Annotated in this window: 19 protein-coding genes and 1 tRNA gene; 2 read left to right on the top strand and 18 right to left on the bottom strand. The window is 53.6% G+C overall.

Annotation, left to right across the window (positions count from 1 at the left end):
* From PSDT_RS01615 to PSDT_RS01545, 15 genes are all read right to left on the bottom strand, one after another.
* Nucleotides 1–933 carry a carbohydrate ABC transporter permease gene (locus PSDT_RS01615; RefSeq protein ID WP_006289671.1) on the bottom strand — a complete coding sequence of 311 codons (933 nt, stop codon included), beginning with the start codon at nucleotides 931–933 and terminating at the stop codon, nucleotides 1–3.
* Nucleotides 934–1,002: 69 nt separating this feature from the next.
* Nucleotides 1,003–2,376 carry an ABC transporter substrate-binding protein gene (locus tag PSDT_RS01610; protein WP_006290663.1) on the bottom strand — a complete coding sequence of 458 codons (1,374 nt, stop codon included), beginning with the start codon at nucleotides 2,374–2,376 and terminating at the stop codon, nucleotides 1,003–1,005.
* Nucleotides 2,377–2,427: 51 nt separating this feature from the next.
* Nucleotides 2,428–3,960 carry an arabinosylfuranosidase ArfA gene (arfA, locus tag PSDT_RS01605; RefSeq protein ID WP_006289668.1) on the bottom strand — a complete coding sequence of 511 codons (1,533 nt, stop codon included), beginning with the start codon at nucleotides 3,958–3,960 and terminating at the stop codon, nucleotides 2,428–2,430.
* 110 nt (nucleotides 3,961–4,070) lie between these two features.
* Nucleotides 4,071–5,585, bottom strand: a complete 1,515-nt coding sequence (araA, locus tag PSDT_RS01600; protein ID WP_006289667.1) for an L-arabinose isomerase — start codon at nucleotides 5,583–5,585, stop codon at nucleotides 4,071–4,073.
* Nucleotides 5,586–5,661: 76 nt separating this feature from the next.
* Nucleotides 5,662–6,354: an L-ribulose-5-phosphate 4-epimerase gene (locus PSDT_RS01595; RefSeq protein ID WP_006289666.1), complete on the bottom strand. Its 693-nt coding sequence runs from the start codon at nucleotides 6,352–6,354 to the stop codon at nucleotides 5,662–5,664.
* Between the two features lie 11 nt (nucleotides 6,355–6,365).
* A complete protein-coding gene (locus PSDT_RS01590) occupies nucleotides 6,366–8,051 on the bottom strand; it encodes a xylulokinase (protein ID WP_006289665.1) in 1,686 nt (561 codons plus the stop codon).
* 117 nt (nucleotides 8,052–8,168) lie between these two features.
* Nucleotides 8,169–9,389: a LacI family DNA-binding transcriptional regulator gene (locus tag PSDT_RS01585; protein ID WP_006289664.1), complete on the bottom strand. Its 1,221-nt coding sequence runs from the start codon at nucleotides 9,387–9,389 to the stop codon at nucleotides 8,169–8,171.
* Nucleotides 9,390–9,392: 3 nt separating this feature from the next.
* Nucleotides 9,393–10,244 carry an aldo/keto reductase gene (locus PSDT_RS01580; RefSeq protein ID WP_036737602.1) on the bottom strand — a complete coding sequence of 284 codons (852 nt, stop codon included), beginning with the start codon at nucleotides 10,242–10,244 and terminating at the stop codon, nucleotides 9,393–9,395.
* Nucleotides 10,245–10,609: 365 nt separating this feature from the next.
* Nucleotides 10,610–11,962, bottom strand: a complete 1,353-nt coding sequence (locus tag PSDT_RS01575; protein ID WP_006289662.1) for an ABC transporter substrate-binding protein — start codon at nucleotides 11,960–11,962, stop codon at nucleotides 10,610–10,612.
* A 108-nt stretch (nucleotides 11,963–12,070) separates the two neighbouring features.
* Nucleotides 12,071–13,036, bottom strand: coding sequence for a carbohydrate ABC transporter permease (locus PSDT_RS01570; RefSeq protein ID WP_143828334.1), 966 nt, complete (start codon nucleotides 13,034–13,036; stop codon nucleotides 12,071–12,073).
* A 59-nt stretch (nucleotides 13,037–13,095) separates the two neighbouring features.
* Complete coding sequence (locus PSDT_RS01565) at nucleotides 13,096–14,013, bottom strand: carbohydrate ABC transporter permease (RefSeq protein ID WP_006289660.1); 918 nt, start codon at nucleotides 14,011–14,013, stop codon at nucleotides 13,096–13,098.
* 603 nt (nucleotides 14,014–14,616) lie between these two features.
* Entirely contained in the window at nucleotides 14,617–15,309 is a 693-nt protein-coding gene (gene rplA, locus PSDT_RS01560; protein ID WP_006289659.1) for a 50S ribosomal protein L1, read from the bottom strand.
* A 29-nt stretch (nucleotides 15,310–15,338) separates the two neighbouring features.
* Nucleotides 15,339–15,770, bottom strand: coding sequence for a 50S ribosomal protein L11 (rplK, locus tag PSDT_RS01555; RefSeq protein ID WP_006290667.1), 432 nt, complete (start codon nucleotides 15,768–15,770; stop codon nucleotides 15,339–15,341).
* Between the two features lie 243 nt (nucleotides 15,771–16,013).
* On the bottom strand, nucleotides 16,014–16,718 hold the full coding sequence (locus PSDT_RS01550) for an ABC transporter permease (RefSeq protein WP_269450650.1): 705 nt from the start codon (nucleotides 16,716–16,718) through the stop codon (nucleotides 16,014–16,016).
* A gap of 122 nt (nucleotides 16,719–16,840) precedes the next feature.
* Nucleotides 16,841–17,755 carry an ABC transporter ATP-binding protein gene (locus tag PSDT_RS01545; RefSeq protein ID WP_223293598.1) on the bottom strand — a complete coding sequence of 305 codons (915 nt, stop codon included), beginning with the start codon at nucleotides 17,753–17,755 and terminating at the stop codon, nucleotides 16,841–16,843.
* A gap of 315 nt (nucleotides 17,756–18,070) precedes the next feature.
* Here PSDT_RS01545 and PSDT_RS01540 point away from each other — a divergent pair, with 315 nt between their 5' ends.
* Together PSDT_RS01540 and PSDT_RS01535 are read left to right on the top strand one after the other, a co-directional pair.
* Nucleotides 18,071–18,712, top strand: a complete 642-nt coding sequence (locus tag PSDT_RS01540) for a response regulator (protein ID WP_006289648.1) — start codon at nucleotides 18,071–18,073, stop codon at nucleotides 18,710–18,712.
* A 9-nt stretch (nucleotides 18,713–18,721) separates the two neighbouring features.
* Entirely contained in the window at nucleotides 18,722–19,942 is a 1,221-nt protein-coding gene (locus PSDT_RS01535; protein ID WP_006290670.1) for a sensor histidine kinase, read from the top strand.
* Between the two features lie 81 nt (nucleotides 19,943–20,023).
* Here PSDT_RS01535 and nusG read toward each other — a convergent pair whose 3' ends face one another.
* The 3 genes from nusG to PSDT_RS01520 all read right to left on the bottom strand — a co-directional run bounded on the left by nusG (nucleotide 20,024) and on the right by PSDT_RS01520 (nucleotide 21,513).
* Complete coding sequence (nusG, locus tag PSDT_RS01530; protein ID WP_006289646.1) at nucleotides 20,024–20,941, bottom strand: transcription termination/antitermination protein NusG; 918 nt, start codon at nucleotides 20,939–20,941, stop codon at nucleotides 20,024–20,026.
* 69 nt (nucleotides 20,942–21,010) lie between these two features.
* Complete coding sequence (secE, locus tag PSDT_RS01525; protein WP_006289645.1) at nucleotides 21,011–21,241, bottom strand: preprotein translocase subunit SecE; 231 nt, start codon at nucleotides 21,239–21,241, stop codon at nucleotides 21,011–21,013.
* Nucleotides 21,242–21,440: 199 nt separating this feature from the next.
* Nucleotides 21,441–21,513: transfer RNA gene (locus PSDT_RS01520), tRNA-Trp, on the bottom strand.
* Between the last annotated feature and the right edge of the window lie 45 nt (nucleotides 21,514–21,558).

The raw sequence follows: 21,558 nt of genomic DNA, 5'->3' as shown, positions 1-21,558 counted from the left end.
TCAATCACCTAAGCCTGACTGCTTATGAGTAAGCTTCATAAAAATCACACTAAAAATTACAACGAGAATTCCTAAAGCGAAAGAAACAGTCGCTGAATAATTTGTTTGATTATAGCCAAAAGCCAGAGCCTGTGCATACATATTTGGAGTATATTCAGGGAGTATGGCCGTCGGCGCCTGATTACGCAAAACTGTAGGTTCCGTGTAAAATTGCAGGGTACCGATGAGAGAAAAAATCGTAACCATCACAATCGAGCCAGAGATCATCGGTGTTTTAATCTGAGTGGCGATTTTAAATTCGCTGGCTCCATCCAACCGAGCTGATTCATAGATATCGTGCGAGATGGATTGCAAAGCTGAATATAGGATTACCATATAATAACCGGTCCACTGCCAAGTGACTACATTGACCAATGCCCCGAAAATCCCACTGCTGGTCAGAAAGTCCGGCGTGCGCAGACCAAGCATCCCGAAGATCGTCGTAAAAGGACCCATGTTCTTTGAATACATGAAACCCCACATTAACGCTCCGATCACGCCAGGAATGGCATAAGGAAGGAAGATGATCAGGCGAGAGAAAGAAGCGAACTTATTTTTGATCACATCCAGCAGAAGAGCGAAAAACAAAGCCAGCCCCAGCTGGATCGGCACCATGGTGAGAGTGTAAACGACCACTCTTCCCATACCAGCCCAAAAAGTCTGGTCATGAAAGACGCGTACGTAATTCGCAAACCCGGAAAAATATTCGCCCTTGACCTGAGTGTAAGTAAATAAGGATATATAGAAGGCATAAGTCAAAGGAACAATTAAGAATAACGTAAAAATAATGGCAAATGGAGCGGTGAACAGCCAGCCCCAGATATTGTCCCTCCGGGCCGCATTATGGGTGGTTGTTTTTTTACGTTCCGCTTTTTTACTGACAGAAAACGTCATGATTACCTCGAAAAAGGAACTTGAAGTGGGCCAGCCAGACATAAAACTGCTGGCCCGTTAACACGACACTTAGCGCAGAGCGAAACCCTGCTGCTTTGCGTATTGCTTTAAGGTATCGTTCAAATCTTTGACACCCGAATCAGGGCTACCACCATCTTTCACTATTTTGGTGAACGCCTTGGTCTGCTGATCATAGGCATACGTTTGGAACGGTAAAAACTCATACCCCTGGTAAGCCTGGGCTGCGGGACCCTCAATCTCGTTGATCTTCTGATCGCCGAAGAAAGATTCTTTCATACCTTTAAAGGTGCCCGACTCCAGCATTCTAGCCCAAGTCGGGAAAAGACCCGCTTCTTCAACAGCGACCTTCTGAGCTTCGTCGGAATCAAAAATCTCACGGGCCACCTTGGCTGCGACCTTGGTATCTTTGGCTTGATCGGTCACTGCCCAAGCGGACCCTCCTTGGTTAACATAGGGGGTTGAGTCATCCCACTTCGGGGCCGGATAAACACGGAACTTCTGGGAAGTGTCATTCTTCAGGCCCTTCAGATACCCCACCAGCCAAGAAGCTTGAACGTAGGCGGCATAATTCCCGGTCAACATCTGATTATTCCAATCAGTGGTATTGGCATCCGTAGTGTCGCTGAGGCCTTCCTTGACTAATTTCTGCCAGTAACTTAAGACCTTCTTAACGCCCGGTTGGTCAAAGTTAATACCAACCTTGTCAGCAGAGGAAGCCTTGTAGCTATAGACCTTAGTACCGGTCTGAGCGAACAGGGAAATGTTGACAGCCGTACCGCTGGGATTCCAATCGGTCAGATAACCTTTATAACCAGCGGCCTTCAAATCTTTACCCGCCTCTTCAAACTCAGACCATGTTGTAGGTACTCTCACATTATACTTATCAAAAACTGTCTGATTAATATACATGACGAAAGGCCCCTGGTCTACCGGAACTCCATAGACCTGTTCTCCGCCTCCCATTGTCACATCGCTCCATGCACCCGGCGTATAATCGTCCTTGAAATTATTCATGCCATATTTGCCTAAATCAACCAGGTGCTTTTGGGCTCCCGCAACAAACTGAGGCATTGCTTCATACTCCAGCTGGATGATATCAGGAGCGCCCTTCTTAGCCTTGATAGCGTTATTGAATTTGGTGTACTCTGGACTGCCTTGGCCGGCATTTGTCCAGCAGACCTGGACATCTTTATGCTTCGAGTTGAAGATGTCGGCGAATTTCTGCATCTGCGGATACCACGCCCAGACCACAACCTTCTCGGCATAGGGGAATTTGAGTTTATTCGTGCAAGAAGCTGAATCATTAGCATGGGGATCAGCGCTGCCGTTGGCCGTATTCTTCGGTCCACATGCAGATAAAGACAACGAAATTATAACTGCTGCGACTCCGGCACAAAGCTTCTTCATTATTGAGAATTTCATTTAAATACTCCTCATTGAGTTTAAATCTTCGATTGATTTTCTTCCATATCCTTACTTGATGGTGATATGGGTCCATGAAGCTTTTGGCAAGGTAATGCTGACCTCCTTTCCTTCGATGGAAACCGTGTTATTCGTATGCATGGTGACTCGATCCGGTTTACGGAGGGTATTCTTTGCATGAAGGTCATCTTCATGCAACGTGGAAGCCAGAATGACCTTCGGCTGGTTCTCATCGAAATTCTGAATCGTAAATTCAACGTCATCAGTCAGAGACCGATTGGTCGCGAAAATCTCAAGGTTGCCATTACAGCCACGGACAGCTACGGCATTGATGGTCTTCACTTGCCCATAAGCATTGGTCTCATGCGTGCATGAATCCAGACGCGGCTGAAGGACAACCCCCCTTTTCGCCGACCGAGCTACAGCGGCGAAAGGATAGAAAATAGTCTGCCGCCATGCGGGACCACCTGGTTCCGTCATGATGGGAGCGATAACATTGACTAACTGAGCCAGCGAAGCCGAATGCACCAGGTCCACGGACGAAAGCAGCTCAATCAGTAAATCGCCAACGACGACGGCATCGGCGGCGGAGTACATATCCTCAAGCAGCCGAGGAGCTACCGGCCAGTTATCAATGCCTTCGGGGACCTTCGAGGGTTCCGCGTCTTGATACCACACATTCCATTCATCAAAAGAGATATGGATGTCATGGTCGGATTTGAGCTCAGCTTTGACGGATCCTATGACACTGCCGACATCCTTGATGAAAGCGCGCATATCATCACCTGAAGCCAGGAAACTCGCCAAGTCACCGTCGCGGGGTTGATAGTAGGCATGGCAGGAAACGAAGTCCACCAGGTTATAGCACTGCCGGAGAACAGTGGCCTCCCACTGTCCAAAGGTTTCCATGCCATGCGCGGACGAACCGCAGACGACCAGCTCAAGATCGGGGTCGATTTGTCTGAGTCCTCGAGCCACTGATGCAGCCAGAGTGCCATAGTCATGCGCATTCTTGTGGCCCAACTGCCACGGCCCATCCATCTCATTGCCTAAGCACCACATCCGGATGTCAAAAGGCTCGGCGGCGCCGTTTTCCTTTCGAAGTTCGGACAGATGCGTACCAGCTGGGACATTGGCGTATTCCAGCAGGTCCAAGGCGTCTTCCAAACCTCTGGTGCCAAGGTTGACAGCCTCCATCAACTCATTGTCCCCAAGCTTATGCAACCATGAATTCATCTCATGCAGGCCGAATTCATTCGTCTCTGTTGAGTGCCATGCCAAATCCAATCGACGGGGACGGCGCGCCGCCGGCCCGACTCCATCTTCCCACCGGTATCCCGAAACGAAATTCCCGCCTGGATAGCGGATAGTGGTCACTCCCAGTTCACGAGCCAGATCAAGGACATCCCGACGAAACCCATTCTCGTCAGCGCTTGGATGTCCTGGCTCGTAAATCCCCGTATACACGCATCGGCCTAAGTGCTCCACGAAAGAGCCGAAGAGCCGATCCGGCACGGGACCTACAAGAAAATCATCGTCAATCATTAAGCGCGCTTTCAACTTGTTCATGCGCATTATATCCATTTCTGTGCTTTCAAGGCTTCAGCCTTGGTCTGATATCGAATTTATATTGATGAATGATACTGATTCCATTTGATTCACGAAAACGGAGTCAAAGGAGGGAACAAGAAAGGTCAGAAACGTTCGTTCAACCGGTAATATACGTCATTAAGACGAAGCTGGTTCTCAAAACTTTCCGGAGTCGTGGATTGGTCAATGACCGCAAGCTCAACCGCCGCGATGCGAGCGAAGTCTTCCCATGCTTCGCGGCCGACCGTGGTGGTCAGACAGGTATGATGCGCGGCACCGGATAAAAGCCAGCACTGTGCCGATGTCTTCAAACCCGGCTGAGGCTTCCACAAGGCTCGAGCCGTGGGGAGCAAAGGGAGCTCATGATCGGGAAGAACGACGTCTACCACGTTCAGAACCATGCGGAAGCGCTCCCCCACATCGGACATGGCCACGACTACGGCATCCTTCTTCGGGGTCGCGGTAAAAACCAGACGCACCGGATCTTCCCTGCCTCCGATGCCCAAAGGATGAATCTCCAAACTGGGTTTCCCATCGGTCTTCAAGGAAGGGGAAACCTCCAGCATATGCGCTCCCAGAATCTTTTCCTTTCCTTGGACGAAATTATAGGAATAATCCTCCATCAAAGAGCACCCGCCATCAAGGCCAAAGCCCATGACGTTTCCGATGCGGACCAGGACCGAAGTCTTCCAGTCTCCTTCGGCGGAGAATCCGAAACCATCAGCCATCAACCGCTGGGCTCCGACGCCTGGCAACTGACGAAGAGCACCCAGGTCCTCGAAGTTATCCACCGCGGCAGTCGCCCCGGCGTCTTTGAGCATATTCCGCATGCCGGCTTCTTCCTTTGCGGCGATGAACAAAGACTCATAGCGGTCGCCTAAAAGCTCGGGGGCAACATTATAATCCTTTTTGTATTCTTCGATGATGCCTTTGACCTGATCGTCCTTTACGGCATCCACATATGCGGCAAGTTCGTTGACTGGCCACGTGTTCACGGAAACGCCAAAAACGCGCTCGGCCTCAGTCTTATCACCTTCTGTGACGGCCACATTACGCATATTGTCGCCCCATCGCATGACTTTCATATTATTGGCCGCTTCCCAACCTACGCAGGCGCGAGCCCAGGTACCGATCTTTTCGGCGACTTCGGGATCTGTATAATGCCCTACCACGATTTTACGGGGGATGCCGAGACGGGTCACAATATAGCCGAATTCACGGTCTCCATGAGCCGATTGGTTCAAATTCATGAAATCCATATCCATCGTATCCCACGGGACTTCCAGATGATGCTGTGTGTTCAATTGCAAAAGCGGCTTATGCAATTCATTTAAACCCCGAATCCACATCTTAGCCGGACTGAAAGTATGCATCCAGGCGATGACGCCTATGCAAGAGGGATCCGCTGTCGCTTCGATCATAAAATTCTTAATCGAATCCGAGTCCTTCAAAGTCGGTTTGAGAACCAGCTCAACCGGGATACTCGCGGACGAGTTCAGGACTTTCACTATGTCCTGCGCCTGGTGGGCAACCTGAATCAGCGCCTGCTCACCATAAAGGTCCTGCGACCCGACGGCGAACCAGATCTCTTTCCCCTCGAAGGGATTGATCATTGCCATGATTTGCTCCTTTGTGCCATTAGCTTGAATCATTGTTGTCATTGTTGATGAAGCAATTCTGCTTTTCCTATCAGAATCATCGCTGCCCGTACACGTTTTGATAACGATCGTTCAGGCGATCGATATCCTCCTGGGATATCGGTATCGGATCTCCCAACGCCTGGGCGGCCCAAACCGTCCGAGCGACTTCTTCGGTCATCGCGGCCGCTTTGACGGCCGCCTCGGCGCTGTCTCCGACAGTGAATGGACCATGATTGCGCATGATCACAGCAGGCGATTTAGGATACCTTTTCAAGGTCTCCACCACCCCTTCGCCGATGGCCTCGGAGCCGATCAGCCGGAAAGGGCCGATAGGAACCGGCCCCCCGAATTCATCCCCCATCATGGTAAGGACACAGGGGATTTGCCGGCCTACCGCCCCCCAGGCAGTGGCATAAGTGGAGTGGGTGTGGGCCACCCCATAAACGTCCGGCATATGCCGGTAGATATAGGCATGGGAAGCAGTGTCGGAGGAGGGGGCTTCCTTCCCATCCACCACTTTGCCATCCAAATCACAAACCACCATGGATTCCGGGGTCAGATTCTCATAACGCACACCAGAAGGCTTGATGACCATCAAATCGGCGTTATTCAGACGCTGAGACACATTTCCGGCCGTCCACACCACCAGATTCCATTTAATGAGTTGCTGGTGTAAGTCGCTCACCTCCCGCCGGACTTTGGTCACTTCCTTTTTGACTTCATCAGGGTAATCGTTCAAACGTGCCATCATTTTTCCTTTCACCGGGTCTCGGCTTGTTCGTCTTTGGCTTTCCGATCTCCTTTTCGCCTGCTTTCCAGAGGGAAAGCTTCGATTGCCGTTCGTTCCACCGGCAACCCGCGAACGAACCGATGGAAAAACACCCTGAATCCCTCACTGTCATCAGGATCGGGCGTCTCCGTAGTCCCCTTGCTGTGGGCGAAAACGACGTCATCAAGGAAATCCTCCAACTTTCTGCCTTTGTTCTGCATCAGATAGGCAGCAAGAACAGCCATGCCCCAAGCCCCGCCCTCTGCGGCTGTAGACATGACTTTGATAGGAGACTGAAAGACGGCCGCCAAAATCCTTTGGGCCACAAGAGGAGTAGCGAAGATTCCGCCATGCCCTACCATGCAATCGATCCTCACGCCTTCTTCTTTCGTCATCACATCCATGCCGATTTTGACCGGACTAAAAGCAGAAAACAGTTGCGCCCTCATGAAATTTCCCAAAGTCATATGAGCCTGAGGACTCCGCATGAAGAGAGGACGGCCTTGCTCCAAGCCCGCCAGGAACTCGCCGGAATAAAAGCAATAATTCATGAGTCCGCCCGCGTCCGGGTCCGTTCCGGGATTGTCCTTTCCGACCAAGGACGCTCGGAAGAGGACTGAATACAGGCTTTTATCATCCAAATGGAGCCCCGCAGACTGTGCGAATTCCTTGAAAAGGCCAACCCAGGCATTGAGATCGGAAGTGAAATTATTCGCATGCGACATGCCAGCTAAATCCCCGCAGGGGGTGGCTACCACATCCACTTCAGGATGCGGATGCCTGAGCTTCCTTTCCAAGACAACGGTCGCGAAGATGGAAGTCCCAGCGGAAACATTGCCGCTTCGTGGCCGTACCGTGTTGGTGGCCACCATGCCGGTCCCGGCGTCCCCTTCAGGCGGGGCCAGAGGAATGCCGGCCTGCAGCACGCCGGTCGGGTCCAGAAGAAGCGCCCCTTCCTCCGTCAGCCTGCCGGCATCCTTGCCCGCGACCAGAGGAAAAGGCAATATATCGCGGATATCCCATGGCTGCGCTGCGACTTCAGGAAGCTGAGAGAACCGTTCCAGAAAACCCTGCTCCCATGTATGCATCTGTGGGTCAACTGGAAACATCCCGGAAGCATCACCGATTCCCAGTACCTTGCTGCCGGTCAACTTCCAATGCACATAGCCGGCGAGCGTAGTGACGTAAGCCACCCGACCCACATGTTCTTCATCGTCAAGTACCGCTTGATACAGATGGGCGATGGACCAACGCTCCGGGATGTTGTATTGGAAGAGACGGGAAAGTTTCTCATGCGCCTGACCGGTGTTGGTGTTGCGCCAAGTGCGGAAGGGAACAAGAAGACGGCCTGCTTGATCGAAAGCCAAATAGCCGTGCATCATGGCGGAAAAGCCTGTGGCTTTCACCCGAGTGAGCGCGAGCCCGAATCGCCTTTTAACATCGCCCGCTAAAGAGGCATACGAATCCTGCAAGCCGGACCAGATATCCTCTTCCGAATAAGTCCATAATCCATTGATGAATCTGTTCTCCCAATCATGGGATCCTTGCGATAAGATGCGGAAGTTCTCATCGATTAAAACGGATTTGATCCGGGTTGACCCAAGCTCTATCCCAAGATATGTCCGGCCCGAAAGAATAAGTTCCCTCGCATCGTCTTCAGCAACATGAAAAGCCACTGGACGCCTCCATTGCCATACTTTTTCACCTACCAGCAGAGCGGATCTTCACCGATATGTGAGCGCTCACACATGTCTTGGGAACTATTGTACATGCATTCAAGAAGAAATGCAAACTTAGTTGTTTTCAGCCCAGAGCCCAGGTGTCAGACTGTGACGAACCGCCACCGAAGCAGGAATCTGCCAGACTCCGCACCGTTGAGATGCATTCAGTGCATCAACGCTTGCCTGATGACCGCCATCACTGGGATCCAGCCGGCTCAGAATAAGCTGTATGGCCAGGACCCCTAACGCATGGAAATCAGGATGCACTGTTGTCAATGGCGGCTGCGCGTTATCAGATCCGGGCATGTCGTCATAACCGCAGACAAAGTATCGATTCCTCAACCGCTTCCCTTGAACGTCCGCCCAAGGCTTCTCACTGATCGCCCTCAAAACCCCCAAAGCCAGAAGATCATTCGCACACACGAGACATACCATGTCATGATTCTCCTCAGACTCCTTCGCCTCAAGGTGAGAAAGAAGCTTGACGGCTTGGTCATAGCCTGCTTCAGCCTCCCAAGACCCCACAGGAATGACGAATAATTCCCCCTTCTTTTCAGCCCTCCCATCCTCATAAGCATGAATGATGGCCTTCTGCCGGGTATAAGCGTCGCGCCAGGCAAGAGGGCCGGAAAAGTAATAAACCGTATCGGATTGAGAAAGACATATCCGCGAAATCCGATGCATGGCATTCCACTGATCGATTCCCACAGCCATCACGGATTCCTTCATCCTTAGCCACTCTTCAAGATTTTCAGCCCCATCCGATCCGGTGACGATGACACAGGGGACGGAGAACTCCATCCGTTTGATGGCACGAATCATAGCGTCGGTAGGAGCAACCAGCACATAGGCTTCCACCCCTAAGCTGCGGAAACCAGTGACAACGGACCGAAAATCCTCTTCAGTGAGCTTCCGCTCATCTACATTCGCCAAAACGATGGAATAACCGTATTCCCGTGCGGTTTGCCCCAGAGCGGAAATCGTGGAAATCGGACCATAGTAATTGATGCCGCCGGCAATCACTCCAATCATCCTTGTATGACTAGTCGCCAGAGCACGTGCCGTCTGGGATGGCTGATAACCGAGCTGCGCTATGGCGGCCTGGACCCTTTCCCGAGTTGCATCAGCCACGTATCCTGACTCGTTTATCACCCGGGAGACAGTCTGTCGGGATACCCCAGACAATCTGGCCACATCTTCGATAGAGGCACGTCTCAAACGCTTGGATCGATTCAGCCTTGAAAGATCACGGCCCTCACCATCGTCCGACCGTTTTGGATTCTTCACCACCATTGCTCAGCTATACGAAAAGGTCGCAGGATCATGACCGACACGATGTGGGGAATCCAACCCATCAATGGCCGCATGTTCCTGAGGAGTGAGGGCGAAGCCGAACAGGTCTAGATTCTCCATCATGCGCTCTTTATGAACAGTCTTGGGGATGATGATGGTCCCGTTCTCCAGATGCCAACGTAAGACGATTTGAGCTGGAGACACCCCTTTCGAAAGGGCAATCTCCTCAATCAGCCCATCGCCGGCGGATAAATCAGCCCCCCTGGCCATGGGCGAATACGCTTCCACCGCTATCAGGTGATTCCGGCAATACGTCTGCACTTCGTTTTGCTGCCAAGTGGGGTGCAACTCGATTTGATTCACGATTGGGTACTCCCCTACCTGATTGTATAACCGATCCAAATCCGAAGGCATGAAATTACACACTCCCAAGCTGCGGATTCTCCCCTCCTGCCGGAGTCTCGCCATCGCCTTCCACGTGGAATCACTGCGCCAATCAAAAGGTGTCGGCCAATGAATCATATACATGTCCACATAATCCAAACCCAGACTGCCCATCTGCTGATCGAATGCCCGAAGAGTAGAGTCATAACCCTGCTGGGAATCACTCACCTTAGTGCTTATCCATACAGACTGGCGATTGGAACCGTCAGCGAAGCCGGCCTTTGCCAGCCCCCGACCGACTCCGGCCTCATTATGATATCCTGCGGCCGTATCTATATGCCGATAACCTGCCTCCAAGGCTACCTCGACTATATGCGCCACACTCTCATCATCAATACGCAAAACCCCCAACCCGATTTGAGGGATCAGATATCCGTCCCGCAACAGAATCTCCGGGATGTCATGATCCATCAGTCTGCCATTCTCATGCTCCTGATTCCCTGAATACTTCATATCATATCTCGTTTGTCCCATGTCACGCCCTGGCTGTCCCAAATCCATTCTGTCATACCTACTTTTCATTTGCCATTACTGCTAACCACACATCCGCCATTTTACCCGCTATAGGGAATCCGCTCGGCAAGGCCTTGCCGACAACCCTGTTGTGAAGATTCCCATTGAAAACGCAAAAAGACCCTGACAGTGGTGTTTCGTCTCCTTTTCCCAACAGTTGAATATGAGAAAAATAATAAAGGAGACAACGCTACCGCCAGGGCGGCTATCCCAGCGATTCTGAAGAAAGCCAGGATAGTTACAGGATATGAAAAAAGAGAAGCCTATTCCTTCATCGTGAAGCCCTGCTGCTTGCCATACTCATTGAGCTTGGTCTGCCAGTTGGAGATGCCCTTCTCCAGCGTGACTGACTTATCGGTATAGGCTCCTCCGGCTGCATCTCCAAAAATCTTGCGGGCATAAACCTCAAAGGGGAGGTTCTCGTAACCGGTAGCGACATTCGCAGCGGACTGCGCAAGAACACGGTTATACTCCTGTCCGCCAAAATATTCCAATGGTCTACCAATGGAATCATTCACAGTCTTCGAACTCAGCCACTTTTCATCTTTCATCGTCTCTGTGTCGGCAGGGAATCCGCCTCCTGCAAGGCGAGTATCAATTCCTGCACGGTCGTGATTACAGAACTCGACAAACCTATACGCAGCTGTAGCCTTGGACGAAGAGCTAAGGACGGAAAGGGTGGAACCGCCATTTTCGGCGTTCGTCCGCTTGCCATCCTTTGTGGGCATCAAAGCTACCCGCCACTTACCGGAGGCTTGCGGCGCCGAGCCGGCGAGCGTCCCCGGCATCCATGCACCGGTAAGAAGCGAAGCGATTGAGCCGTCGCCAAGGCCTCGATTCCAATCGTCAGTCCAACCTTTGACCTTCGTATTGATCAGACCTTCGTCAATCATCTTCTGCCACCACTTGACGAACTCCTGAGTACCTGAATCCTTGTTGAGGGATACGGTCACGCTCTGCCCATCTTTGGAGGTCTTATACGGATGTCCGCCGGCCAGCCAGACCATGGAGTCGAAGAAACCAGCGTCGCCGGAATCTGAAGTGATGTAGGAACCGGTCTTGCGGATCTTCTTGGCCGCCTGATAATACTCTTCCCAGGTGGTCGGGATCTTGGTCACGCCGGCCTTATCGAAGACGGCCTTGTTGTAGAAGAAAGCCATAGGGCCGGAATCAGAAGGAAGCCCGTAGATCTTCCCCTGCCAGTGGACGGAAGACCAGGTGCCGGGGGTGTAGAAGCTCTTGTACTTGCTGGCTCCGAAAGAGGACAAGTCTTTGAGCGCGCCCTTGATGGCGTACTGAGGAAGGGCGTAATACTCCATCTGAGCCACATCCGGGGCGCCTTTGCCGGCGTCGATGGCGTTGTTCAAAGCGGTGTAGGCGTCCAGGTTGGTGCCTACGTTGTTGAGCTTGACCTTGATGTTGGGGTACTTGTTTTCGAATTTAGTGACCACACCCTTCAGGGTGGGCTCCCAGGCCCAGACGTTGAGGGTGACCTTGGCGTTGGGGTCGGTCGACTCGTCCTTGACGGATGAAGACGACCCGCAGGCGGCGAAAGAAGCCATCATGGCTGCGGCGCCGGCGATGGCGACCAACTTCTTACCGAGAGAAAACTTCACTGTTGTTCCTTTTCTTGATTTCCTATGGACGCCGGCGATGGTCGTCCATCCCTGGCATCCGGTTGCATTGCGGCCGTTCGGCCTGAAAACTGGTCCTTTCCTCCTTCTTTACTCCTTGACCGCCCCGGCGGCCAAGCCGGACTGCCAATACTTCTGAAGCATCAGGAAAGCGATGATCAGAGGGATGATAGTCAGCAAGGATCCGGTCAGGACAAGATTCTGTATGGGTTGGGCTCCCGCCGTATTGGCCTGTTTGTTCCACTGGTTGAGGCCGATGGTCAGAGGATACCACTGGGAATCCTTGAGCATGATCAAAGGCAGGAAGTAGTTGTTCCAAGTGGCCACGATGGTGAAGAGGGCCGTGGTCACGATGCCGGGGGACAAAAGCGGCAGGGCGATGGTGAAGAAGGTCCTCATCTCGCTGGCCCCGTCCACCCTGGCGGCTTCCAGCAGCTCGGTGGGCACGGCCTGCTCGGAGAAGATCCACATCAGATAGAGGCCGAAGGGGCTGATCAAGCTGGGGATGATCATGGCCCAGGGGGTGTCGGTGATGCCGATCTTGGAGAAAAGCAGGAATTGAGGGACCGCCAGGGCGATGCCCGGAACGGAGATGGATCCGATGATGACGGCGAAGACCGCTTTGCGCCCGGGGAAGCGGAACTTGGCCAAGGCGTAGCCGCCCATGATGGCCAGCAAGGTGGCCCCGCCGGCGCCGATCACCACGTAGAGCAAAGTGTTGAGCAGCCAGCGAGAGAAGATTCCGCCCTGGTAGGTGAAGGTGGTGACGATGTTGTCCCAGATGGCGAAGGAATGGCCGAAGCCCAGACCGAAGGTGGAGACGAAATCCGCCTGGGTCTTGGTGGAATTGATGACCAGCCAGACCAGGGGGAAGATGCAATAGATGGCGAAGATGCCGGTCAGGATGGTCAGGCCGACGCTGCGCCGGGGATTGGACGGATTGGAGAATCCGATCTTCGCCGCCCTCTTGCGCTCGGCTGCCTCGTCCCTGGCGACCCTCTTCTGGCGGGCCTTTTCGGCCTTCCTGGCCGCTTTCTGCTGTTCGTCGAAACTCATGGCGGACTCCCCTGTCCTGGTTCGCTTCTGACCTGTTGATGCTGCGGAAGTGGAAACGGTCACTTCATCTGCTCCTTCATGCTGTTGAGCTGGACGGCGTAAGCGATGACCATGGTGATGACGGCCATGACGATGGCCAAGGCGGCGGCGTAGTTGGACTGGCCACCCAAGAAGCTCAGGTTGTAGGCGTACATGTTAGGCGTGTAATATGTGGTGATCCCGTTGCCAGGGACCATGGCAGACAGGACCGAAGGCTCGTTGAAAAGCTGGAAGGAGCCGATGATGGAGAAGATGACCGTGATGGCCAGAGACCCTTTCAGCTCGGGCAGCTTGATCCTCTTCACGATGTCCCACTCGGAAGCGCCGTCGATGGAGGCCGCCTCGTAGAGGGAGTGGGGGATGGTGGACAAGGAGGAGTAAAAGATGAGCATGTTGTAGCCGGTGAACTCCCATGTAACGATATTGCCGATTGATACAAGAAGCACGTTTGGCGCTAAAACATCAAAGTCCGTTCCCAACCAGGAGTTGAGGGAACCGACCAGACCATACTTGGCGCCGTAGATGAAGCCCCACATGAGGGCGGAGACCACGGCCGGAACCGCGTAAGGCAGGAAGGTGGAGATGCGGAAGAACTTGGTCCCATGCAGCTTCATGGAATCAATGGCCAAAGCCAGCAAGGCGGCAAGGCAGAGCATAATCGGCACCTGGACGATGGTGAAAAGGGCCACCCGGCGGACCGAGGACCAGAAATCCTGATCATGGAAAAGGCGGACGTAATTGGAGAATCCCACGAACTGCTCGCCGCCGATCATCTTGGTCTGGAAGAAAGAGATGTAGATGGCATAGATGATCGGGAAAATGAACACGATAACAAATACGAGCGCAAAAGGCCACATAAACTTCCAGCCTCGCCAGTCAGCCTTGTGCTTGTTGGCACGGACTTCCCCTGTGATGGGACTTGTCGTTATCGCTGCCATGAACAGCCCTCCCCTGTGAGGTCTCAGCCCTGCATGGATCGTCGGACGCCGGTGCCGGCGGACCTTTTCAAACGTGGAAAGATTACGCTATCCTTCCCATGCAAATGCTTAAGTAACCATCATCGTCGAATGATTGAACGTTTATATCAACATAATAACACACAAATTAACATTTCCGAACACAAACCGAACGGCATGTCGCCCATAAGGGCACATTTTTACAAAGTGTCCCTCCTTCCAGCCTGACCTAAATCCCCCCCACATACAAAGGCCATCACCCCCTCTCCGGCGTATACAAAACGCGGTTACAGAAAACAGGCCGCCATTTCCAACCCTGTTTTTTTGTAACCGCGTTTCGTATACGCCGAGGGGACAAAATGAGGCAACATTGAGACCATCATGGATGAAAACAAGGGAAATAGGTGGGAAAAAGAGGAAGGGGAAATCAAAATAATCAGGCGAAAATAAAGCCCGGCAAGGTATGAACCTTACCAGGCAATAATCTGGCACAACCCATGTACCAACTAGACACCAACCAGGCAATGAGTTGCGACCATCCTCTCGGTGGTCAAACTCAAACTGCCTTAGCCTATCCGAGTCACGCTAGGCGAGCGGGGTCACATCCATGGGAACGCCAGGATTCATGGTGGAAGCCATGGTCACGCGCTCAATGTAGCGGCCCTTGACGGTGGCGGGCTTGAGACGACGGATCTCATCAGCTACGGAACGGAAGTTCTCCACCAGGTCCTTCTCGGCGAAGGAAAGCTTGCCGATGATGAAGCTCAGGTTGCCGTCCTTGTCCACGCGGAACTCGATACGACCGCCCTTGATGTCGGACACGGCCTTGGCCACATCCATAGTCACGGTACCGGTCTTGGGGTTAGGCATGAGGCCACGGGGACCGAGCACACGACCCAGGCGACCGACCTTGCCCATCATGTCGGGGGTGGCCACAACGGCGTCGAAATCGAGATAGCCCTTGGAGACCTTCTCAATCAGCTCGTCATCGCCAACTTCATCAGCTCCAGCTTCCACAGCGGCGGTAGCCTGAGGGCCACGGGCGAAAACCAGCACACGGGCGGTCTTACCAGTTCCGTGAGGAAGGTTGACGGTGCCGCGGATCAGCTGATCAGCCTTGCGGGGATCGACGTTAAGCACATAAGTAGCCTCGACGGTCTCATCGAAACCGCGCTTGGGCATGCTCTTGAGCAAAGCGACGGCCTGCTCATCGGTGTAAAGGTTATTGCGATCCACCATCTCGGCGGCTTCGCGATACTTCTTGGAACGCTTAGTCATCTGTTTATTCTCCTTGAACCTTTGGTTGATTACTCGGTGACGGTCAGGCCCATGGAACGAGCGGTACCTTCGATGATCTTCATGCCGGCTTCGATGTCGCGGGCGGAAAGATCAGGCATCTTGATTTCGGCGATTTCGCGAACCTGTGCCTTGGTGACGGAACCAACCTTGGTGGTCAGGGCGTTGGCGGTACCGTGTTCGATACCGGCAGCCTTGAGCAGGAGGGAAACAGCAGGAGGAGTCTTCAGCACGAAGGTGAAGGAGCGATCCTCATAAACGGTGATCTCAACAGGGATGATCTGGCCCATCTTGTCCTTCGTGGCATCGTTATATGCCTTGGTGAAGTCCATGATGTTGACGCCGTGGGAACCCAAAGCGGGGCCCAGTGGCTGCGCAGGGTTGGCCTTGCCTGCCGGGATTTGCAGCTTGATCAGAGCTGAGACTTTTTTCTTAGGAGCCATTATCTGGTTCTTCTTTCTTGTCGCGGTACAGACGATGCAAGACGTTCGCTTGCCTCTCCCGCAAGAGCCCCGGGCAAGTCTGACGGGCAGACCTCCCCGGAGAAGCTTTTCAATTATGCCAAACCCGTTCGACCAGTGACCAGGCCCGCCCTATCAGCCTTTGTCGTTCGCCTTAGTCGCTCCTCCCTTGCCTTAGCCACTCCTCCCTTGCCTTAGCCGCCCCTCCCGATCGCTTTCCGTGTTTCACTTCCGTTTGTAAAGTCCGCCTAAACAGACGGCGAGGCAGGCCACGAACCAAGCGAGCACAACGGCCGCATCAGTCCAGCAAACAGAGCCGGTCCAAGGGAAGGCGAGGGCCATGATGATTCTATGCATGGGTACAAAAGGCAGGCAATTGTGGAAGACGATGATTTGATGAGGCAGCCGGCTGGCCGGGTAAAGAATGGGCGAAAAGAGCATGGCCAAAAACATGATCGCCTGACCCAGAATCGTCACCACGTCCTGGCTGAACCACAAAGCGACCATATAGCCAAAGGCCAGACAGCTGAACATGCTGGCGATAAGGGCCAGGGCCAGAAGTCCGATATTATGAGGGGCGAGGTCGAATCTCGCCCATCCTGCCAGGATGGCGACAGCCGTCCCCGGAGCCACCACGACGACCCAGATTATCCAGTCAGACAGAAGAATCCCCACCCGAGAAACGGGAAGATTACGCTGATAATCCATGAACCCTTCGCTGATTGACCCCGCCATGGTTTGAGGTGCCAGATTGCAGCCAATGGTGATCAGGCAGAGCTGCCAGACACCGGAATTGACGCTGGCGACGGCGGAGTTCCCCTTCATGTCAAGCATCAGAGTGAGGCCAAAGATGATAGCGAGCGCGAACATGGCTTGAAGGATCGTGTATGAGGTGAAGAGAAAGCGATGCCGCAGGAAGTTCCACCGCATGATCGAGCTTTGGCGGATGATCCCGCGACGGATTTGCGAAACCCGCCGGTCTTGGGAGATTCGACGCCCTTGCGAAACTCGGCCCTGCCAAGCATCCCGGTATATTTTTTCGTTCCTCGGGTTCATGCTGTCTTCTCCTTCCCCACGAGTTGTTCATACGCGTGCTGGATCGTCCCCCGGGACACGGAAAACGAGAGCGAATAGTCGTCCGCGAAGGATCGGCTGAGTTCGGATATGACCAAAGACGAAAAAGCGGAATCGCAGTGGAAAGTGATATCGTTGCCAGCCCGCTCAATCTGTTTGATTGGCAGCGCATTCAGCTTCTCCCCCGGGTATGAATCCTTGACCCTGAAATATGTATCTTGGGACAGGGCGGACAGCTGGGCAGGGGTCGCCGCTTTGACCAGATGCCCTTCATCGAAGACAAGGAGGCGGTCCGCGACGGATTGGATTTCCTCCAGATTATGCGTGACCACCAGAACGATGGCGCCTCGGTCGGCCGTGTCCCGCAGCATCTTCCACAAGAGCCTCCTGCGGATGGGATCGACATCGTTGGTCGGCTCGTCCAGCAGATAGACCCGAGCTTGCTGCACCATGGCCATCCCCAGGGAAATCAACCGATGATAGCCACCAGACAACTTCTCCCCGGGAGTATTGGCGTATTCTTCGATGGACAGGGCTTGCAAGAAGTCGGAAACATGACGTTCGCCTTCCTCCCGTGAGAAACCTCGCATCCCCGTCACGCTTGTCAAGGCTTCCCTGGGGCTGACGCCAGTCAGTGGCACATAGGATTGAGGCATGAAAGCGCAGATTTCCCGCGCTCTTTTGGGGTTTTTGGTCAGGTCTTGCCCATCATAGAGGACGCACCCTGATTGGGTTTTGACTCCCCCGACGATGGAGCCCAGCAAAGTCGATTTCCCAGCCCCGTTATGTCCCAAGACACCGGTGATGGAACCGGGATGCAACTGGAAGCTCACGTCCTCCAAGGCGTACCTTTTGGCCCTCCCATATTTTTTCGACAGATTTTGGACAGACAAATCGCACCTGGAAGTATTACCTGATTCCTTCTTAAATTGGATCCTCTGCTTCTTATCTACATCAAGATCATCCGGCTTCATGGGGTTCCTCCTTCCTCGAGCATAGATTCAATCAGGCATACAGATATGCAGGCATACAGATGATAGTTATCACAGGTATCACCGCTAAGACAAGCGTCACAGCATCAGGTTAAACGAAAGGCGATCAGAGCCCAATCCACCCTCCTCAAAAATGAGGACAAAAAAGACCGGGGCTTCTCCCTGGCGTTGTAGAATAAGGGAAATTCAGCTATTCAGACGGGAGGTAGGGCGAAAATGGAAAAAGACCATGAGGCGACCCTCCTTGTTATGGATAACGACCGACTCAGTCTGGCCATCATCACAAGCATCCTGAGCAAGCATCCTCCCCATCTTCATGTGCTGAATCCCATCGATAACGGAAAATTGGCGATCCAAGCCTGTACTGGCCATCATCCCCCGGATCTTCTCCTCGCCGATATCTCCATGACCGACATCAATGGGTTGACTGTCTGCAAAACCATCCGTAGGGATAACATGACCACGAAGATCCTCATGATGTCGTCCTTCGACATAGGCAGATACGCTCAAGCCGCTTTTGATGCCGGGGCTCAAGGAATCATCCATAAAGACAGCCCCCAGACCATCCTTACCGCCGTGAGGCGAGTCGCTGCTGGTCAACCTCTTTCTTACGAAGGAATTCGATTCCAGACCCCGCGCGATTCTTTCCTCAGAATCAAAGAAGCGAAGACCAGGGAGCTTTCTCCCCGGGAAGTGGAGGTGGTGGAGCTTTGGTCCCAAGGCTATTCCTTGCAGGAAATCGGCGAGCGTTTAAGTCTGAGCCCAACGACCGTTCGCACCCATCTCCAGCACTCCTGCGACAAGCTGGGGGCCGCCAACAACCGGGCCCTTATCTCCGTATGGATGGCTCGACAGTGAGGACTCAGCATGAATAATCTCGCTACCTCCTTCCGCCTCCGTTACGCTTCCCATTCGTGGCTCATCGCCGTCAGCGTCACCGCTCTGATCCTCTCTGTTTTCGAATGCGTGGAAATATCCTCTCCGAATCCGTTCTATTGGATTCTTTATTCCTGCTACATGCTGACCATTCTCGTCCTGCCAGCCTGGCCAAGACAAGGCTCCTGGCTCATGCTTGCTATTTCTTACCTTCTGCCGCTCTTTGAGGGGCCCCGCTACCCTGCCATTCTCCTCGGCGAAATCATCGCTTTATCCGTTCTCGCCTATTATGCCAAGGTCTGGGAGTCGATTCTCGCCCTCCTGAGCGCCTTCTTGGCCCAATCCCTGGTCGCAGACTTTCTTCATCCGGTGGATGTTTTCTCCTGGTTCGTATTCGTGGCTCTCTGCGGGTCAGGTCTTTTACTCGGCTATGTCTTCCGCGAAAAAAGCAGAAGGGAGGAAGCGGAAAAGCGCCAAGCCCAGGAGGAACTGGCGATCGCGCGACTCCAACTCGTTGAAGCGCGCAACAAACTGGCCTTGAGGATACACGACTCTTTGACCAACAATCTATCGGATATCTCCCTCATAGCCCATGAGCATGCGGAAGGCTCTCCGACTGAAAACCCTGGCAGTGATGTATCCGATTGGCGAACCGTCAGCGAACGGACCAAGGATTCCTTCAAACAGATCCATACCATCATCGATCTTCTCTCACAAGACCTGCGGACGAAGCGGAATCTCCAAACCGGGCAAAGCCCACAGACTAGGCAAAGCCCGCAAACCGGGCAGGGTCCGTGGGAGGCCGAAATCAGCTCTTTGGTTACCCGTCTTCGCGAACACCATGGCCAACGCGGCCAAAGGGGGCATATCAGCCTGGAAATAGCCGATGGACTCGACCTCCCGCAGAAAATCAGCCCGGAGGCCCAGGAAGAAACGCTTTCGCTTCTGACGGAGATTTTCGCCAATATACAGCGGCATGCTCCTTCAGGCGATGATTCCTATGACCTTTTCGTCCAGATTGGCCCGGAAAGAATCCTCATCAGGCAGACCAACGACCTGCCGAATTCTGGCACCCGTCCTCTGCCCGAAGCCGAACGGTCAGGACGGGGACTGGGAATGCACCAGGCCATCGTCGAAAAGTTGGGAGGGACCATGCGAACCCGGCTCCAAGACGGCCACTGGTTGATTTACGTCAGCCTGCCAGTCTCATAAAGACAAACTATCCTTCATCAAACCAAGCGGGTGCAGAAAGACAAGCCATCTCATAAAGACAGCAAAAGCAGCGGAGGCAACCTAGATGATTTTCTCCACCTGGCTGAAGCCCAGCTCAACAGGAGTGTCACGGCCGAAGATGTTGACCAGGACGGTCAGCTTCTGGGCCTCGGGCTGCAAGTCGGAAACGACGCCGGTCATGGTGGCGAAAGGACCATCGGTCACAGTGACGGTCTCGCCAAGGCTGAAGACCACTTCCACCTTGCGCTGCCTGGCGGCCTTCGGCTGGTCGCCGGCCTCCTTCAGGGCCTGGGAGCGAATCATGGGGGCCATCATGTCCACCACTTCCTGACGGCTCAGCGGCACGGCCTCGCGGTTGGTGCCGACGAAACCAGTGACGCCTTCGGTCTCACGGATGATGCGGCGGGCGTCGTCATCGTCCCACATGCGGATGAGGACGTAGCCGGGGATGCGCACGCGGGTGATGATCTTCTTGCCTTTTTCGGTGTGCTTCTCCACTTCCTCCATGGGGATTTCCACCTGGAAGACCTTGTCTTCCAAACCGAAGTTCTGCACGCGGGATTCCACATTGGTCTTGACCCGCTTCTCATAGCCGGAATAGGTATGCAGGACGTACCAGTAGCCATCCAGGTCGCTGAGGGAGTCTTTGAAGTCCTCGACCGCCTTGTCTCCGGCGTCCTGCTCCTCGGATTCCCGCTCGGTCTGGCCGGACGCTTCCGCCTCGGAATCGGCGCCCGCCAAATCGGACACGGTCTCGTCCACGTCCTCGCTCAGCTTGCCTTCAGCGTTGGCCAAGGCCTCTTCGTCAGCCTCCTGACGATCGACGTCCCCAGAGTCCTCAGCCTCCTTCAAAGCCGCTTCATCGGCCTCGACGGCCTCCTGATCGGTCTGGGCCAAGTCGACATGCTCCTCGGCCAGGTTCATATCAGCCTCGGCGTGGTTGGAGCCATCATCAAAAAGATCGGTAGTGTCTGCCATGATTTCCTTCGTTATCCGTGTGTCTTCCTGCTTGTTCGGGCTTGTAACGCTTCTTGTGTGTGAGGGGGCTCAGCCGAAGAGGAAAAGCATGAGCTTGCCCAAGCCATAGTCGATGCCGAAGGTGAAGAGCATGAGCAGGAGGACGAAGATGAAGACGGCCACCGACCACTTGAAGAGTTCGAAGCCGGAAGGAGCCACAACCTTGCGCATCTCATCGACCACCTGCTTGATGAACAGGCCGATGCGCATGAAGATATTAGGCTTCTTGCCCTGTTTTGGCTTAGCCGAGGATTCTGCCATCGTCTACCTTACCTTTGCTCATGTCGCGCTTACGTCGCTTGACTTTTCGGTTTGTTTCCTGACTCAGTCTTCCGTTCATTCCTGTTCGGACGCCTGATTCGGTTTTCTTGCTGATAATAATCTGCCACCATCGCCCAGGTTCATGGAAACGATGAGGACCCTCATGATTCCACGAGTTTGGCCGATGATGGCTTTCTAGCAGGGAAGGCGGGACTCGAACCCACAACCTACGGTTTTGGAGACCGTTGCGCTACCAATTGCGCCACTTCCCTAGGTGCATTGGCAATTGTACCGGTTGTACTGGATTAAGGACCAGG

This window comes from Parascardovia denticolens DSM 10105 = JCM 12538, from assembly GCF_001042675.1.
In the GTDB taxonomy this organism is placed as follows: domain Bacteria; phylum Actinomycetota; class Actinomycetes; order Actinomycetales; family Bifidobacteriaceae; genus Scardovia; species Scardovia denticolens.
The sequence above is the reverse complement of the archived record's forward strand: the minus strand, read 5'-3'. Positions and strand labels throughout refer to the sequence as shown.